The 16,401-nt window shown below is 70.0% G+C and carries 13 protein-coding genes and 1 pseudogene; 10 read left to right on the top strand and 4 right to left on the bottom strand.

Annotated elements, in window-relative coordinates; all coding sequences use genetic code 11:
• Positions 1 to 4 precede the first annotated feature (4 nt).
• Genes ACWGKQ_RS26115 through ACWGKQ_RS26100 form a run of 4 tightly spaced genes read left to right on the top strand, consistent with a single transcriptional unit; the run spans position 5 to position 4,033 of the window.
• Positions 5 to 1,315, top strand: a complete 1,311-nt coding sequence (locus ACWGKQ_RS26115; protein ID WP_453294371.1) for an MFS transporter — start codon at positions 5 to 7, stop codon at positions 1,313 to 1,315.
• 57 nt (positions 1,316 to 1,372) lie between these two features.
• Complete coding sequence (locus ACWGKQ_RS26110; protein ID WP_453294370.1) at positions 1,373 to 2,116, top strand: SDR family oxidoreductase; 744 nt, start codon at positions 1,373 to 1,375, stop codon at positions 2,114 to 2,116.
• Between the two features lie 5 nt (positions 2,117 to 2,121).
• On the top strand, positions 2,122 to 3,348 hold the full coding sequence (locus ACWGKQ_RS26105) for an aspartate transaminase (RefSeq protein WP_453294369.1): 1,227 nt from the start codon (positions 2,122 to 2,124) through the stop codon (positions 3,346 to 3,348).
• Positions 3,349 to 3,358: 10 nt separating this feature from the next.
• Positions 3,359 to 4,033, top strand: coding sequence for a 4-carboxy-4-hydroxy-2-oxoadipate aldolase/oxaloacetate decarboxylase (locus tag ACWGKQ_RS26100; protein WP_453294368.1), 675 nt, complete (start codon positions 3,359 to 3,361; stop codon positions 4,031 to 4,033).
• Here the strand turns inward: ACWGKQ_RS26100 and ACWGKQ_RS26095 are convergent.
• A complete protein-coding gene (locus ACWGKQ_RS26095) occupies positions 4,030 to 4,377 on the bottom strand; it encodes a hypothetical protein (protein WP_453294367.1) in 348 nt (115 codons plus the stop codon). The genes ACWGKQ_RS26100 and ACWGKQ_RS26095 overlap by 4 nt on opposite strands.
• 322 nt (positions 4,378 to 4,699) lie before the next feature.
• On the opposite strand from ACWGKQ_RS26095, the gene ACWGKQ_RS26090 reads away from it, so the two are divergent.
• Both ACWGKQ_RS26090 and ACWGKQ_RS26085 read left to right on the top strand, forming a co-directional pair.
• On the top strand, positions 4,700 to 7,336 hold the full coding sequence (locus ACWGKQ_RS26090) for an alpha-L-rhamnosidase-related protein (RefSeq protein WP_453294366.1): 2,637 nt from the start codon (positions 4,700 to 4,702) through the stop codon (positions 7,334 to 7,336).
• A gap of 214 nt (positions 7,337 to 7,550) precedes the next feature.
• Positions 7,551 to 8,279: a dienelactone hydrolase family protein gene (locus ACWGKQ_RS26085; protein WP_453294365.1), complete on the top strand. Its 729-nt coding sequence runs from the start codon at positions 7,551 to 7,553 to the stop codon at positions 8,277 to 8,279.
• Between the two features lie 34 nt (positions 8,280 to 8,313).
• On the opposite strand, the pseudogene ACWGKQ_RS26080 reads toward ACWGKQ_RS26085, so the two are convergent.
• Positions 8,314 to 8,678: pseudogene (locus ACWGKQ_RS26080) on the bottom strand (helix-turn-helix domain-containing protein); the annotation flags it as partial.
• 106 nt (positions 8,679 to 8,784) lie between these two features.
• Here ACWGKQ_RS26080 and ACWGKQ_RS26075 point away from each other — a divergent pair.
• A complete protein-coding gene (locus ACWGKQ_RS26075) occupies positions 8,785 to 9,408 on the top strand; it encodes a hypothetical protein (RefSeq protein WP_453294364.1) in 624 nt (207 codons plus the stop codon).
• A gap of 194 nt (positions 9,409 to 9,602) precedes the next feature.
• On the top strand, positions 9,603 to 9,899 hold the full coding sequence (locus ACWGKQ_RS26070; protein WP_453294363.1) for a hypothetical protein: 297 nt from the start codon (positions 9,603 to 9,605) through the stop codon (positions 9,897 to 9,899).
• Positions 9,900 to 10,196: 297 nt separating this feature from the next.
• Here the strand turns inward: ACWGKQ_RS26070 and ACWGKQ_RS26065 are convergent, their stop codons facing one another.
• Positions 10,197 to 11,366: an acyl-CoA dehydrogenase family protein gene (locus ACWGKQ_RS26065; RefSeq protein WP_453294445.1), complete on the bottom strand. Its 1,170-nt coding sequence runs from the start codon at positions 11,364 to 11,366 to the stop codon at positions 10,197 to 10,199.
• A 1,604-nt stretch (positions 11,367 to 12,970) separates the two neighbouring features.
• Here ACWGKQ_RS26065 and ACWGKQ_RS26060 point away from each other — a divergent pair.
• Complete coding sequence (locus tag ACWGKQ_RS26060; protein WP_453294444.1) at positions 12,971 to 14,170, top strand: type III PLP-dependent enzyme; 1,200 nt, start codon at positions 12,971 to 12,973, stop codon at positions 14,168 to 14,170.
• Positions 14,167 to 14,724 carry a GNAT family N-acetyltransferase gene (locus ACWGKQ_RS26055; protein ID WP_453294362.1) on the top strand — a complete coding sequence of 186 codons (558 nt, stop codon included), beginning with the start codon at positions 14,167 to 14,169 and terminating at the stop codon, positions 14,722 to 14,724. The genes ACWGKQ_RS26060 and ACWGKQ_RS26055 overlap by 4 nt, the downstream gene beginning before the upstream one ends.
• Positions 14,725 to 14,861: 137 nt before the next feature.
• Here the strand turns inward: ACWGKQ_RS26055 and ACWGKQ_RS26050 are convergent, their stop codons facing one another.
• Entirely contained in the window at positions 14,862 to 16,202 is a 1,341-nt protein-coding gene (locus ACWGKQ_RS26050) for a glutamine synthetase (RefSeq protein WP_453294361.1), read from the bottom strand.
• Positions 16,203 to 16,401: the final 199 nt, after the last annotated feature.

Raw genomic sequence — 16,401 nt, 5'->3', positions numbered from 1 at the left:
CGCCATGACCACCGTGGCCGCTCAACCCGTCCCCAACACCGTCGACCCGAAAACCGCCCGCAGGATCACCCTCGCCGGATGCGTCGGCATCTTCGCCGAGCTGTACGACAACGGCATCTTCGGCTTCATGGCCGGCACCCTCGCCGCCGTCTTCTTCCCCGGCTCCGACAACGCCGTGCAACTCGTGTTCCTCGGCTACGCCGTCTCCTTCTTCTTCCGCCCGCTCGGCGGCATCATCTGCGGCCACCTCGGCGACCGCATCGGGCGTCAGCGCATGCTGGTCTTCGTCATCATGCTGATCAGCATCGCCACCGCGGCCATCGGCCTGCTGCCGTCCTACGCCAGCATCGGCATCGCGGCACCCGCCCTGCTCATCCTGCTGCGCGTCGCCCAGGGCTTCTCCGTCGGCGGCGAGGCCTCCGGCGCGATGAGCTTCCTCGCCGAGCACGCGCCGGAGGGAAAGCGCGGCCTCTACACCAGCTACGCGCAGATCGCCTCGTTCCTCTCCCTGCTCACCGGCACCCTCATCGCCGCCGCCATGACCAGCGGGCTCGGCGCCGACCGCATGGAGTCCTGGGGCTGGCGCATCCCCTTCCTGCTCGCCGTCCCGCTGGGCATCACGGGCATCTACATCCGCAAGCGCATCACGGACACCCCGAACTTCACCCGCCTTCGTGAGGAGGGCGGCCTGGCCAGGAACCCGCTCAAGGAGGCGTTCTCCTCCGCGGAACACCGCCGCGCCATGCTGCTGGCCCTGTTCATACCGCTGATGAACGGCTCCGGGTACTACGTCCTGTTCAGCTACATGCCCACCTTCATGAACACCGAACTGCACTTCGGCAAGGTCCAGAGCCTCCTCGTCACCGCCTCCAGCCTGGTCGCCATCTGCATCGCCATCCCCTACATGGGCAGGCTCTCCGACCGGGTGGGCCGCAAGAAGGTCATCGCCGGAGCCGCGATCGCCATGGCCGTCGTCGGCATCCCCTGCTACCTGCTGATCGGCACCGGCAACCTGGCCCTCGCCGTCGTCGGCGCCTGCATCATGGCCGTGGTCTTCGCCGGACACACCGGCGTCATCCACATCCTCCTCGTGGAGCTCTTCCCCACCCGCGTGCGCTACTCCGCGTACGGCCTGGGCTACAACGTCTCCTCGGCCCTCTTCGGCGGCACCGCCCCCCTCCTGATGACCTGGCTCATCGCCACCACCGGCAACGTCAACATGCCGGCCTTCTACGCGGTCCTCACCGCCCTCGGCACGCTCGCCGCGGTCTCCGTCGTCAAGGACCGGGCACACCTCCCGCTGCGCGACGCCTGACCGACACCGACACCGACACCGGCACCCGCACCCCCCACCTCCAAGGAGCACACCTTCATGCCCATCTCCGACTACAGGACCGCCCTCGTCACCGGTGCGTCCACCGGAATCGGAGCCGTGGTCGTCGAACGCCTGGCCAAGCGCGGTCTCGAAGTCCACGCCGTCGCCCGCAACGCCGAACGCCTCGGGGCCCTCGCGGACGCCACCGGCTGCATCCCGCACGCCGTCGACATCACCGACACCGAGGCGCTCACCGCCGTACTGCAGGGCCTGGAGATCGACGTCCTCGTCAACAACGCCGGCGTCTCCCGCACCGGCAACATCCTGACCGCCGACGAGTTCGCCGTCGACGAGCAGATCGCCGTGAACATCCAGGCCGTCCTGCACCTGGTACGACTGCTGATGCCCGGCATGGTCGAGCGCGACCGCGGACACATCGTCAACATCAGCTCCATCGCCGGCGTCTACAACTTCGGCGGCAACACGATCTACCACGCCACCAAGGCGGCCGTGCACACGCTCTCCCGCCAGTTGCGCGTCGACGGCTACGGCCGCCGCGTGCGCGTCACCGAGATCTGCCCCGGCCGGGTCGAGACAGAGATCTTCGGCCGGCTGCTCGGCGACATGGAGGCCGCCCAGCGCGAGTTCTACGACGGCTACGAGTCCCTCAAGCCCGAGGACATCGCCGACGCCATCGAGTTCGCCGTCGACTCCCCGCGGCACGTGAACATCGGCCACGTCGAGATCCTGCCCACCTTCCAGGTCCCCGGCGGCCTGAACTTCGAACGCCGCGAGGGCTGAGAGCCATGTCCCCCACCGACACCGTCGCGGCACGTGTGCGCCGCATCAACCCCTCGCCCAGCACGGCGGCCGCGCAGCGCGTGCGTGAACTCAAGAGCCAAGGGCTCACCATCCTCGACCTCACGGTCGGCGAACCCGACTTCGACACCCCCGCCCACGTCAGGGCGGCGGCGGTCCGGGCGATCGAGGAAGGGGAGACCAAGTACACGCCCGTCAACGGCACACCGCGGCTGCGGGCCGCGATCGCCCACAAGCTCCGCCTGCGCCACGGCCTGGAGTACCCGGACGCACAGCTCACCGTCGGCGGCGGCGCCAAGCAGGTGATCTTCCTCGCCCTGATGGCCACCCTGGACGAGGGCGACGAGGTCGTCGTACCCGCCCCGTACTGGGTGTCGTACCCGGACATGGTCCTCGCCAACGACGGCACCCCCGTCAACGTCCCCTGCTCCGAGGCCGACGGCTTCAAGCTGACGCCGCACCGGCTGCGTTCGGCGCTCACCGACCGCACCCGCTGGGTGATCCTCAACACCCCCGGCAATCCCACCGGCGCCGCCTACACCACGGACGAACTGCGCGCGCTCGCCGACGTCCTCCTCGAGCACCCGCAGGTCCGGGTCCTCACCGACGAGATCTACGACGAGATCTGGTACGCGGACGGGGCGAGCCGGTCCCTGGCCGCGGTCGAACCGCGCCTGGCCGACCGGGTGTTCCTCACCAACGGCGTGTCCAAGACCTACGCGATGACCGGCTGGCGGCTCGGCTACGGGGCAGGCCCCGCCGACCTCGTGACCGCGATCAACACCCTGCAGTCGCAGATCTCCTCCTGCCCGTCCTCCGTCAGCCAGGCGGCCGCCGCCGCGGCGCTCACCGGCCCCCAGCAGTTCGTAGCGGAGACCGTCCGCGTCTACCGGAGCCGGCGCGACACCACGGTCAAACTCGTCAACGACATCCCCCACCTGAGCTGCACCTCCCCGGCCGGCGGCTTCTACCTGCTCGTGAACTGCGCCGACGCCGTCGGACTGCGCACCCCCGACGGTGCGCGGATCGAGAACGACGAGCAGTTCACCCGCTACCTCCTCGACAGCCAACAGGTCGCCGTGATCCACGGAACCGCCTACGGCGCCCCCGGCTACTTCCGGATCTCCTTCGCCACCTCCACGGACGTCCTCACCGAGGCCTGCGCGCGCATCGCCGCGGCCTGCGCCGCCCTGACTCCGGCCGTGTCCGCCTGAAAGGCACTCCATGACTGACCTCAGCACGAAGTTCGAGCGCCCCGACCCCGATCTCGTCAAGCAACTGAGCGCCTTCTCCTCCGCGACCGTCCACGAGGCACAGGGCCGGCTCGGCGCACTCGACTCCACCATCAAGCCCGTCGACCATCGCATGAAGCTGTGCGGTCCGGCCTTCACGGTCGTCTGCGCGCCGCGGGACAACCTGATGCTCCAGACCGCGATCCACTACGCCCGCCCCGGCGACGTCATCGTGGTGTCGGGCGGCGGCTACGCCGAGGCCGGATCCTTCGGGGACGTCCTGGCCAACGCGTGCCAGGCGAAAGGGCTCGGCGGCCTGATCACCGACACCGGTGTCCGTGACACGGAGGACCTGCGGGCGCTCGGCTTCCCGGTGTTCTCCCACAGCGTCTGCATCAAGGGCACCGTCAAGGAGACCGTCGGCCCCCTCTGCGAACCGATCACCATCGGCGGCCAGACGGTCCGCCCCGGAGACGTCGTCAACGCGGACGCCGACGGCGTGGTGGTCGTTAGGCGCGAGGACCTCGCCGAGGCGATCACGGCTTCCCAGCAACGGGTCGACACCGAAGCCGAGTTCATCGCCGCGTACCGGTCGGGCAGCACGGTGGCGGAGATCTGCAACCTGATGCCGCTACTCGCCGCGAAGGGCGTCACGGTCAAGGACTAGGGGCTGTCCGGCAGGTGACCGTGGTCCGCCGACCCGGAACCGTCGGCGACCACGACCACCTCGCCCAAATGCCGCTTGCAATGCACCGGTTGAGTGCCGGGCAGGGGGCGGGCCCGTAGTGCCGGACCCGGTCGGAGCCGGACGGCCGACCTGTCGTCCGCCGGGTCCGCCGGCGTGCTGGGCTCGGCCGGAGCGAAGGCCGGGAGCCGTGCGCCCTCGATGTCGACGTCCGGCACCAGGCGGTCCAGCCACCCGGGCATGCGCCAGGCGCGTCGGCCGAGGAGTGCCATGACGGCGGGCACGACGCCGCACACGCGGCCGGAGGGCCAGGGCAGCCTCGACACCGTGGTTCAGTGGGTGCGTCAACAGGTGCCCATGCGAGACGAGTTCGACCAGCTCCATGACCGCATGCGCCCCGACGACCTCGCCCCCGCATGCTCGCCGCCACGGTGGCGAGCGTCATCGGTGAACAGATGCACCGGTCCGAGCCGGGTGACCTGGAGACCGCCATGGCCTTCATCCGCGCCGCGGCCATGTGCCCACGAATCGGCGAATTGCTCCTGTCCCAACGCTGTACGGGCACCCCGTGTTCGAGATAGCGTCACCTCGCAATCGGGGAATGAAACGATTCAATTCATTCTTGCTCGAGGAAGAGTAGGGAGCGTCATGACGTCGAACAGCACACCGGACAGGGGCCTTTCACGGCGCACGGTTCTGGCCACGGCCGGCACCGTCGGACTCACGGCGGTATCCCTCTCCGCCGGACTCCCCCCGGCCGAGGCGCTCCCCGCCGGGCAGGCCTCCGCTTCCGCCACCGGGGGCCCGTCGCGCCGCCCCGGCGGCTGGCACCGGTACGTCCAGGGCCCGTCCTCCCGCACGGTCCGCCCCGTGCGGATCGTCGCGGTGACCGGTGACGTGCAGAAGGCCGAGGCATTGCTCAAGCCCGGCGGCGCCAGATCCGTCCTGCGGCGTCCGAGCCCCGTGGCGGCGCCGCGCTGGCCCGACGGCACCACGGCCGAGGCCTCGTCGGCGCATGCCGGCAACAACGGCAACGACGGACAGCCGCGCACCTACGACGCCGCCAACGCGATCGACGGCACCCTGGACACCTTCTGGAACGACGACACGCCGGGCGCGTTCCCCGACGTCCTCACCATCACCCTGCCGCAGGCCACGCCCCTGAAGGGCATCACGGTGATCTCCAACAGCGACGGCGTGCCGACCGACTACACCGTCGACGTGTGGCGCGACGGCGACTGGCACACCGCCGCCACGGTCACCGGCAACGACGCGGTCCAGAAGGCCGTTCCGTTCACGGAGGAGGTCAGCACCGATCGCGTGCGCATCACCGTGACGAACGCGCAGGACACCCCGCACGGTTACTTCACGAGGATCAACGAGGTCTGGCCCGCGCCCGTCGACCCGATTCCCGTACCGAGCGTCACCGTCGACTTCGGCAAGGTCGTGGTCGGCTACCCGCAGATCCGCTTCACCTCGGCGTCCGACAACTCCCCGGGCGTACGGCTGGCGTTCTCCGAGACCCGCCAGTTCCTCACCGACCGCTCGGACTTCACCCGCTCCGACCAGGCGGGCGGCGCCGGGCAGGGCACGGACCAGTTCGCGGTGCCCGCGAAGGGCGCCAACTGGACCGACCACAAGGGCTTCCAGGCCGGTGACAAGGTGTTCGCGGACGGACTGCACGGCTTCCGCTACCTCAGGATCAGCCTCGACGCACTGGCCTCGGACAGCCCCGCCGCCCAGCCCTGGGGGACGGTGGAAATTGACTCGATCGCGTTGCAGTTCACCGCGTACCTGGGCACGCCCGGCACCTACCGCGGCTGGTTCCTCTGCTCCGACGACGAGTTGAATCGTTACTGGTACGGCGCCTCGTACACCAACGAACTGGTCACCGACACCTTCCGCCAGGACGACGTCGATCCACGCAACGCGTGGAGCGCCTCGCTGGAGGGGAAGCTGGTGCTTCAGGACGGTGCCAAGCGCGACCGCGACCCGTACGTCGGCGACCTCGCCGTCTCCGCGCGCACCCTCTACCTGACCCACGACGACGCCGCCGAGGCGGCCCGCAACGTCCTGGCCGACCTCGCCGACCACCAGCGCGCCGACGGCTGGATCCCGCCCGCCTCCATCGGCAACTACACCCTGCCTCTCTTCGACTACCCGCTCTACTGGGTCACCTGCAGCTGGGACTACGTCCTGTACACCGGGGACCGCCCCTACGCCACCCGCTACTACCCGACCCTGGTGAAGGTCCTCGACACCTGGTACCCCAGCGTCACCGACGACGCGGGCCTGCTGAGCAAGGGCCTCAACAACACCGGGGGATACGGCGACTACGCCTTCCTGGGCCGTACGGGCCGCGTCACCTACTACAACGCGCTCTACGTCCAGGCCCTCCAGGACGCGGCCCGGCTGGCCCGGCTGCTGGGGCAGGACGCCGACGCCGCGCGCTGGAGCACCAGGGCGGACAAGGTCGCGCAGGCCGTCAACTCGCTGCTGTGGGACGCCGACGCGGGCGCCTACCTGGACTCCGCCACCGGCGCTGTACGGCACGCCCAGGACGGCAACTCCCTGGCCGTGGTCACCGGCATCGCGAGCGCCGACCGTGCCGCATCGGCGCTCGCGCATCTCGACGCGACGACGAAGCGGGCGTACGGGAACGCGTTCATGGACAACGACACCCTCTTCGACCAGGCCTCCCAGCGGGTCTACGCCTTCACCTCCTACCCGGAGATCGAGGCCCGCTTCCTGACCGGCCGGGCCGACTCCGCGCTGGACCAGATCCGCCGCACCTACGGCTGGATGGACGGGAACGACCCCGGCACCACCCACTGGGAAGGCATCGGGCCGGGCGGATCCCTGTACGAGGACGCCTACACCAGCATGGCCCACGGCTGGTCCACCGGTGTCCTGCCGGCTCTGACCCACCACCTGCTCGGTGCCCGGCCGACCTCGCCCGGTTACGCCACCTGGGAGGTGCGCCCGCAACCCGCCGACGTCGACTGGGCGACCGGTCAACTGCCCACGCCACACGGCCCCCTGGGCGTCGAATGGGAGAACGGCGCACGCTCCTTCCGCCTCACCGTCCGCGTGCCCGGGCATACCCGGGGGTCGGTCGCCTTCCCCGGCGACCCGCGCGGCCAACGCGTGCGCACCGGCCGGCGGACACTGTGGGACGGCAGGCGGGCATCGACTCGCGACGTGGCCGTGGCCGACGGCGCGGTCACCGTGTCGGGCCTGGGGCCGGGCGACCACAGCTTCGTGTGCGAGCGGCAAGGCGATTGACCTACTGCCCGGGTCATGGGAAGACCGCATCCCCGAGCGCCTCGGCGGTGGCCGGTCGGCTTCCCCCCTCCAGCTGTGATAATTTCCACCTCGCTGTGCACCATTGCGAGTTCGAGGAGGTGAGACCGATCAACGCTGTGACAGGTCGGGGCTCCCTCCTTCGCATGGCCTAGGGAGCGCCCGCACAAGGCATCCCGAAGGGCTTGGAACGCTGATGCGCTTCACCTCCCAGACGTCGTCCGACGGCGTCACCGAACGGTTCTTCACCCTCGACGAGATCCCCGGCGTGCTCTGGACGCCGGAAGACGCCCGCGGTACTCGCCCCCTGATCCTTCTGGGCCACGGGGGCGGGCAGCACAAGACGGCCCCCGGCAACGTGTCCCGCGCGCGTCGCTACGCCGTCGGGGGCTTCGCGGTCGTGGCGATCGACGCGCCCAACCACGGGGATCGGCCCAAGGACGAGGATTTCGGCAGGATCGTCGCCGAGATGCGCGCCGGCGTGGCCAACGGTGAAGATCCGGGCATGCTGGTCGCCGGCATGCACAGCCATCTGGCCCCGCAGGCCGTCGCGGACTGGCAGGCGGTCCTGACCGCGGTCCAGCGTCTCGACGAGGTCGGCGTCGGCCCGGTGGGTTACTGCGGGCTTTCGATGGGCTGTGGTCTCGGCATCCCGCTCATCGCCGCGGAGCCCCGGATCCGCGCCGCGGTACTGGGCCTGCTCGGTGTGCAGGGGCTGGCCGAGGACGCCGCGCGGATCACCGTACCGGTGCAGTTCCTGGTCCAGTGGGACGACCAGATGGTGCCGCGGGACCAGAGCCTGGCGTTGTTCGACGCCCTCGCCCCGGCCGAGAAGACGCTGCACGCCAACCCCGGCAAGCACGGCGACGTGCCGTTGTCCGAAGTGGACAGCTCGCGAAGGTTCTTCGCCCGGCACCTGAGCTGACGCGGCATCACCATCAGACGCACCGGCCGGAGGCCGCCACACTCCGGTCCCGTACCGGGATCAGCGTTCCGTCCACGATCCACAACCGGTCCGCCGCATCGCCCGGACGGCCGGCGAGCTCGATCGCGAGCAGCGGACCCAGACGCTGGATGACCCGGCACGCGGTGGAGTAGGAGACACCGAACGCGGACCACGCTGCCGCAGCGTCAGGTTCGTCCGCCAGTATGCGGCGACCAGCAGAACCCGGTCCTCAAGGGACAGGCTCCGGGATCGTCCCGGAGGCACCTTATCGGCGCCCTCGAGACGCAGCGCGGCGATCACCGTGCGGAATTCACGGGGAGCCAGCTCAGTGAACGGGAGTATCCATGGTGCTTCCGATGCGGTGATCACACGAGGCATCCCGTGATCATCGCATCGGCCAGGTCGATCCTCCCGCCTTGAGACAGCCGGCCGTGGCCCGGACGCCCCTGCGGGGAATGCCGCTGTGCTCTGCCATGCTGCGTCCGTGGCTACTCCTGGCTCCCGCACGAGGACGACCGATGTCTGGGCGCTGCCCGAGGACGAGCAAGGCATCGGGCAGCGCATCAGCGAAGCCCTGCCGCAATCCGGCTGGCTCTGCAGCCACCCCGGTCCGAAGGGCCTTCACCAGGTGCACCTGCATCCCTCCCTCGGAGAGGCCCTGAGCTGCGGTGGCCGGCAGGCGTTTCTGCTCCTGCCCGATGGAGCTCGGGCACCGGAGGACGTCCTCGTGGACAAGGAAGTCGCCCCGAGGGCCGACTTCGGGTACTCGGCCGTCGTGCAGTTCCTTTGCTCACGCCGTCTTCGGGACGGCGAGGGCGAAGTCCTCGAAGCCGGGCGTCTCGCGGTGCGCTGGTTCGAACAGGAAGTCGGGCCCGAGAGCCATCAAGTCCTGACGGAGGAGACGAACCTGGCCTGGAGGGCCCTCCGATCGGCGACCCGGCCAGCCATTGTTGAGAGCGCGCAGGGCCGACGAATCTCCGGGATGCGGATCGGCCTCGCCGCCCATGACCTCGTGACCAGCAGCAGGATGCTGCTGACACGAGGCGGTGTCCAGCGTCTGCATCTGGCGGCGGCGCCCTCCACCGATCGGATGCGGGACAGCCTTTAAGGCTTGTCCCGTATAAGCGCGTGAGCTGGCGCTTTGCCTGACGGTACGGTCGTGGGGTGGAGTCGAGGCGGTTGAACGAGTGCCCGTTGCACGGGACCGGTGCGCGTCCTGACTACCTGGTCGGGCGACGTCTTGTACGAGTACTTGCGTCGTGGCACCTGTACGGTACGGAGCCCCGGTCCAGCCCGCTGGATGTGTGGCTGATCGACAGCGAGGAGGCCACCACCCACGTTTCGACCGGGTCGGACTGGTGCCTGATCGTGGAGGCATCGGTCCCCTTTGAGGGATACGAGACGGCCGAGTCCGGCCGCGTCGAGGTGGCGCCGGCTCATGGCGAGACCCCGTTCGCCGGCCATCTCGGCGAGAGGGTCCTGGCGGTACGCGAAGAAGCGGACCCGGACACCGGCCGACTCGCTCTTGAGATCACCTTCGACTCCGGCCGTGTCCGGTGCGAGACCTGGTCCGGGGATCTCCGCCTGTCCAGCAAGTGATCAGCGCGCCAGCACGGCCGGGACCGTGTGAGGATCTCGCCGTGACGGGTGTGATCACGGCGTCGCAGCCGCCCCGGATCACCCCGTTCATCGGGCTGAGCACGCACTGCTTCGGCACGTTGATGACGCTGCTGCGGCATGAAGGCGCGGACGCGGTCCGCCGGATGCCGCCAAGTCGCCCTCCCGCCGGCGTCAGCCAGACCTGCCCGTCGCACCGTCATCCGGTCCGTACGCGGGCCGGATGCTGCCGTCTGCCCTCCCGGACATCGATATGCCGATCGGTTTCAGAGCCAAGACTCAAGGGGCCAGGGTGAGGTCACCATCGTTGGACTTGGCGAGCGACCGCCCGATGACCATGCGCTGAATCTGGTTCGTGCCTTCGAAGATCTGAGTCAACTTGGCCTCGCGCATGTACCGTTCGACCGGGAACTCGCGCGTGTAGCCGACCCCGCCGAGGACCTGTACCGCATCGGTGGTGACACGCATCGCGTTGTCGGTCGCGACGAGCTTCGCGACCGACGCCTCACGGCTGAACGGCAGTCCCGCGTCCTTCAACCGGGCGGCATGGAGGGTCGCGGCACGCGCTGAAAAGACCGCGGCCTCCATGTCGGCGAGCAGGAACGCGACTCCCTGGTGGTCGATGATGCGTGATCCGAACGTCTTCCGATCGCGTGCATAGGCGATCGCGTGGTCGAGAGCGCCCTGGGCGAGACCGACCGCGACGGCCGCGATACCGAGACGGCCGGAATCCAGGCTCGCGAGAGCGATACGCAGGCCGTCGCCCTCAGCACCGATACGCCGCCCGACCGGGACGCGGACGTCCCGGAGGACCATGGTCGCCGTCGCTGATCCGGTCAGGCCCATCTTCCTTTCGGGCACATCGGCGGTGAGGCCCTCGGTGTCAGCGGGGATCATGAAGCACGAGATGCCCGTGCGGTCTTCCGAGGTGCGGGCCATGACCTTGTAGTAGTCCGCGTGGCCGCCATGGGTCGTCCAGGCTTTCGCACCGTTCAGGACGTAGTGATCGCCGTCCGGACGGGCCCGGGTCCGCAGCGCGGCCGGGTCCGAGCCGGCGTGCGGTTCCGAGAGGCAGTAGGCACCCAGCAGCTCGCCACCGAGCATCGCGGGCAGCCACTCCTGTTTCTGCTCCTCGGTGCCCATCGTCGCCAGGCCGAAGCACGACAGCACGTGCACGGAGACACCTACGCCGACTGAAGCCCACACGGACGCGATCTCTTCGACGACCTGCAGGTACACCTCGTAGGACAGGCCGCTGCCGCCGTACGCCTCGGAGTACGGCAGACCGAGCAGGCCGACGCGTCCGAGGAGCCTGAAGACGTCACGAGGGAATGCCTCGTTCGCCTCATCGGCATCCACTCGCGACGCGAGTTCATCGGCCGCCAGCTTCCGGACCAGCCTGATGAGGTCAAGGGACTCGTCGTTCGGTAACAGACGACGCGCGCTCATGGCACCTTCCAGCTGTCGGGGTGAAACATCGGTCGGAGACATCTGCGGGCCAAGGCACCGCAAGGCGCTCCTTGGACAGACATCGAAACGCCCGGAGGAGGCCGGCCGCCGCGTCGGCCTCGGGGCTCGGACGCACAAGGCGCCACCAGGTCTTCTTTCTTGCGCGGTCAGGCAGATCAACCCGGCCGACGAGGAGAGGACCCTCCCCTCGCCGCACGTTCACCCGCTCTCCGCGACCGTGCCACGCGGCACGATGAAAAACCGGCCCGGAGTCCGCATCGTCGGCTTCGCCGCAACGGCCTTCTTCACACGGTGCCGGATCACTTCCATCCGGCGGGCCACCACTTCCGGACCAAGACCCTCCACTACCTGCCGACAACACACCGGACCGGCATACCAGGCCAGTACCGCAAGCAGATGTTCCAGAGCCTCGGTGTCCGGAGGATGTCCACCCCGCCGCGATACAGGCCGGCTCCTGCTCACACATCACCGGCCGAACCACGAACCGTTCAGCCTCGGCCCCCAGCCGTTGCGCTTCGCTGTGACAGGTGGCCTCCCGCTCCCGAAGCAGCCGCAGCACCTCATCGCAGCTCATCCGACCCACCTCTCGCGCCAGCTGATCAATCTGCTTACCGCAACGAGACGGGCATCACGCCGGACACGGGCGACCCCGCCGACCTCACCCAACGGGGAAACGCACCCGAGGTGAAGAACGTCCCGGGTTCCCCGGAGACCGACAAGCTGGATGCGGTCCGGCTGGCCCAGGTCGTTGAACGGGGCGTTTTCCGGGTTTCGTTCGTCCCTTTCTTCGGGGGACGGCCATGGCCTGCTGAGTCCACACCGACGGATTCGCTCTGCCATGGGGAGCCGTGATCGCAGCGGTGGGCGATTACTGCGGCATTTGGCCAGTGCGGTGGTCGGGTCGGTCGAGCGTGCGGCTGCGTGTACATCGCCGTGTCGACGGTGAGGTGCCCAAGGTGCGTGGAACATGATCGTCAAGGTCGTGGATGCTCACACCGACGCCGTTCGGGTGGTTCTGTATGCCGAGCGGTGGCTCAAGGCGCGCTGCACATGCCCGCGGCAACTTGAAGGAGCGGGATCGGGGGACTCCTCAAGGGTTCACTGTCTCGCCAGTGAGCGGCAGGCCGTACAAGGGCCGGCCGATCGGTGAGTCTGCTCGCAGGCGGAGGCCGCATCGTCGGATCGGCCTTTCCTTCGCGGGATGCGCCCGCCGGATGAAGCCCGTTCGTGGCGGGCTGGCAAGACCTCACGATCGTCGGCTTTTGCGCCGGTCGGCGCGAGGTGGCGGCCGGCCCGCGCAGGGTGCGCGGCAGGTGCAGGCGCAGGCCCCGGAAGTGCATAGAGTGCGGCGTGGAGGGAGTCCAGGTCAGGCGTCACAGCCGACCTTTGGACTCCCTCGCTTCATCTCACGCGGGCCAGCAAGCCCTTGGCATCATTCATCCAGTCGGACCGGGAGTTCACACGTGAGGCCTCAGACCACCGACGTGCGCCAGATCGCCGAACCGCGTCGGACGGCCGACCACGGCAGAACCGGCCACCGCGCCCCGACCGCGCCGGCCACCGTGCACGCATCCATCGCGCCCATCCCCGACCAGCACGACCGCCCCGCCCTGCGCGCCGCGCTCGCCGCTGCCGTCGAGGACACCATCATCTACGACCTGGACGGCATCGGCCGCCAGTACGCCGCCCTGTGCGCCGAACTGCCCGGCGTCGCCGTCCGGTTCGCGATGAAGGCCTGCCCGGTGGACGAGGTGCTCGGCCACCTCGCCCGGCTCGGCTCCGGCTTCGACGCGGCGAGCCCGCAGGAGATCGCCCAGGCGCTGCGCACCGGGGTGGCCCCCGGGCTGATCCACTACGGCAACACCGTCAAGTCCGACCGCAACATCGCCGAGGCCTACCGGCTGGGTGTGCGTGACTTCGCCACCGACTGCCTGGAGGACGTCGGCGCGATCGCCGAACACGCCCCCGGCTCGCGGGTGTTCTGCCGGCTCGCGACCACCGGCGAGGGCGCGCTGTGGGGCCTCAGTCGCAAGTTCGGCTGCTCGCCCGAGGACGTCCTGCGGGTGCTCGGCGCCGCCCGGAGCGCCGGGCTGGTGCCCTCCGGCCTGTCGGTGCACGTCGGCTCCCAGCAGATGACCGCCGAGGCCTGGGTCGCGGCGATCGACTCGCTGGCGGCGGTCCTGGAGGCGCTCAGCCGGCGCGGCATCACACCGGACCGGATCAATCTCGGCGGCGGACTGCCCGCCCTCGGCGTCCTCGACCGGCGCGGCCGGCCGCTGGAACCGCCGCTGGACAAGATGTTCGTGGTGATCCGCGAGGGCATGGAACGGCTGCGAACCGTCAACGCCGCCCCGCTTGACTTCCTGCTGGAGCCCGGCCGCCACCTGGTCGCCGACCACGGCGCGATCCGCGCCCACGTCGCCCGGCTCTCTTCCCGCCATCGGCTCGACGGCACCCGCGAGGACTGGCTCTACCTGAGCTGCGGCAAGTTCAACGGCCTGTACGAGATGGACCAGTTGCAGTACCGCCTGGAGTTCCCCACCCATTCCGGCGGGCAGTTCGTCGACGCCAGGGTGGCCGGCCCGACCTGCGACAGCGACGACGCGTACGCTCAGGAGGACGGCCTGGTACGGGTCCCGCGCGCGATCACCTCCGGCGACCCGGTGTGGGTCCACTCCTGCGGCGCGTACGCCGCCGCCTACGCCACTCGGGGGTTCAACGGCTTCGCGCCGCTGCCGTACATCTGCGTCGGAGGCCCGGTTCTGGACGGAGGAGGCGCATGACCGACACCCGGATCCGGCTGTTCCGGGAGGAGGACTGGGACGAGGTGGTCGCGCTGGAGGAACGCGCCTACGCCGCGAGCGGCCTGTCCGAAGGGCGGGAGGCGCTCCGCTCCCGGCACCGCGCCTCGCCCTCGACCTGCTTCGTGCTGGAGCACACGGGCGGCTTCGCAGGCTACCTGCTCGCATTGCCGTACCCGCTGTTCCGCTGCCCGGACCTGAGCCTGGCCGAGGACGGCGCGGTACGGGAGAGCAACCGGGGAAGCAACCTGCACACCCACGACCTGGTGATCGCCGAGCGGGCCCGCGGCCGGGGCCTGGCCCGCCGGATGCAGCGGCATCTGGAGGAGACCGGGCGGGCGGCCCGCTACCGGACCCTCTCGCTGGTCGCCGTGCGCGGCTCCGAGGTGCTTTGGTCCCGGCTGGGCTACCGCGCCCGGCCCGAGATCGGGCTGCCCGCGAGCTACGGCGCCGAGGCGGTCTACATGGCGAAGCCGCTGGAACCCGCTGTCACCGGTTTGGCTGTCGGATCCTCTCCCAGAGCCGAAGTGGGCTGATCTCGAAGGAGCTGACTCCCCTCGCGGTGGGGCCGGCACCGCTACCCACGCTGCTGAGCTCCGTGAAGCTCGACGGCGACCAGCAGGCCTTCGACCAACTCATGGACGGGGAGCCGGAGGAGCAGAGCCGACGCTCGTCAGTACCGCCAGCGGACGGCCTCGATGACGTCCGTATCCGTGTGCCTCGCGAACAGCTCCGCCTCTGCCCGCCGGACAGCGAGCACGGCCTCGTACAACTCGGGACCGAGCGCCTGCCGCAGCAGTGCGGACTTCTCGTACGCGTCGATCGCCTCCGGCAGGCTCGCCGGGAGGCGCTCGGCCGCGCCGAGGGCGGCGGGGTCGCTCTGGGTCTCGGGCGGGAGGGGCAGGCCGGCGTCCAGGCCGGCGAGTCCGGCGGCCAGCACGCCGCCGATCGCCAGGTACGGGTTGGCGGCGGCGTCGAAGCATTTGAGCTCGGCGTTGGCCTGCCCGGCGGCGGTGCCGGTGATCAGGCGCAGCGCCGCCTCACGATTCTCCAGGCCCCAGCAGCGGTAGGCCCCGGCAAAGCGGGAGGGGATCAGCCGCAGGTAGGAGGCGACGCTGGGCGCGCCGAGAGTGAGCAGGGCTGGCAGCTCGGCCAGTACGCCCGCGAGGAACTGCTCGGCGTCGGGGTGCAGTCCGTGGCGGCCGAGGCCGCCGTGCCCAAGGTTCTGGCCGTGTCGCCAGAGGCTGAGGTGCAGGTGGGCGCCGTTGCCGACCGAGCCTTCGGTGAAGACGGGCGCGTACGAGACCCGCAGGCCGTACCGGGCGGAGACGGCCCGGATGGTGTGGCGCACCAGCATCGTGGTGTCGGCCGCCTCGACCGGCCCCTCGGCGGCGACCGAGACCTCGAACTGCCCGGCGGCGTACTCGGGGTGGAGCTGGAGGACGGCCAACCCCTGGGCGGTGAGGGCGCGCAGCACCTCCCGCAGGTACGCGGAGTGCTCGACGAAGCGGGTCATCCCGTACCCCGGCCCGACCGTCGCGGGGACCCCGGCGGCGTCGGCCACCACCCACTCGACCTCGATCCCGGCCCGCACCGAAAGCCCGCGCCGCTCGACGGCCTCGGTGACCTGGCGGGCGAATCGGCGCTGGCAGCCGGGGTGCGGGGTGCCGTCCTGGGCGTAGCGGTCGGCCGGGGCCCAGGCCCAGCCGGGCTGGGCGGCGAGCGGGGTGAGCCGGTCGAGGTCGGGGACGAGCCGCAGGTCGCCCACCGGGCCGGTACTCGAAGGCGCAACGGTGAAGGAGTCGTCCACCAGGGAGACGTCGAAGCAGGGCACGGCGCCGACGCCGTACTCGGCGGCGTGTTCGAGCTGGGCGAGCGGGACGGACTTCACCCGGGTGAGTCCGGCGTTGTCGACCCAGCCGAACACCACCCCGTCGATTCCGTCGGCGGCGAGCTGGGCTTCGGCCGCCCGGGCCTGGGCGGCCCGCTCAGCTCGGGGGTACGTGGTGGCCATGTCGGCCATGCTGGTGTTCGCGGCGGCCGGTTCGCCAGTGGCCGGCGGGGAGTTCACTCGTCCGTGAACGGTCGGAAGCGGCCGGTGGTGGTGCGGCAGCCTCCTTTCACCGATCACCAGTAATAGGTAAATGGGAAAAATACTTCGCTTGGTGGGTGCACCTACTGCAATCCGTAGCGGTCCGCACATGGATAGCACT

The sequence above is a fragment of the Streptomyces sp. NPDC054770 genome, assembly GCF_053611985.1.
The sequence above is the reverse complement of the archived record's forward strand: the minus strand, read 5'-3'. Positions and strand labels throughout refer to the sequence as shown.

Bases quoted from the DNA above. Each gene is read 5' to 3' on its own strand.
- ACWGKQ_RS26050 (WP_453294361.1), bottom strand. From the start codon at position 16,202: ATGGCCACCACGTACCCCCGAGCTGAGCGGGCCGCCCAGGCCCGGGCG.
- ACWGKQ_RS26105 (WP_453294369.1), top strand. From the start codon at position 2,122: ATGTCCCCCACCGACACCGTCGCGGCACGTGTGCGCCGCATCAACCCC.
- ACWGKQ_RS26115 (WP_453294371.1), top strand. From the start codon at position 5: ATGACCACCGTGGCCGCTCAACCCGTCCCCAACACCGTCGACCCGAAA.
- ACWGKQ_RS26065 (WP_453294445.1), bottom strand. From the start codon at position 11,366: ATGAGCGCGCGTCGTCTGTTACCGAACGACGAGTCCCTTGACCTCATC.
- ACWGKQ_RS26110 (WP_453294370.1), top strand. From the start codon at position 1,373: ATGCCCATCTCCGACTACAGGACCGCCCTCGTCACCGGTGCGTCCACC.
- ACWGKQ_RS26090 (WP_453294366.1), top strand. From the start codon at position 4,700: ATGACGTCGAACAGCACACCGGACAGGGGCCTTTCACGGCGCACGGTT.
- ACWGKQ_RS26100 (WP_453294368.1), top strand. From the start codon at position 3,359: ATGACTGACCTCAGCACGAAGTTCGAGCGCCCCGACCCCGATCTCGTC.
- ACWGKQ_RS26055 (WP_453294362.1), top strand. From the start codon at position 14,167: ATGACCGACACCCGGATCCGGCTGTTCCGGGAGGAGGACTGGGACGAG.
- ACWGKQ_RS26085 (WP_453294365.1), top strand. From the start codon at position 7,551: ATGCGCTTCACCTCCCAGACGTCGTCCGACGGCGTCACCGAACGGTTC.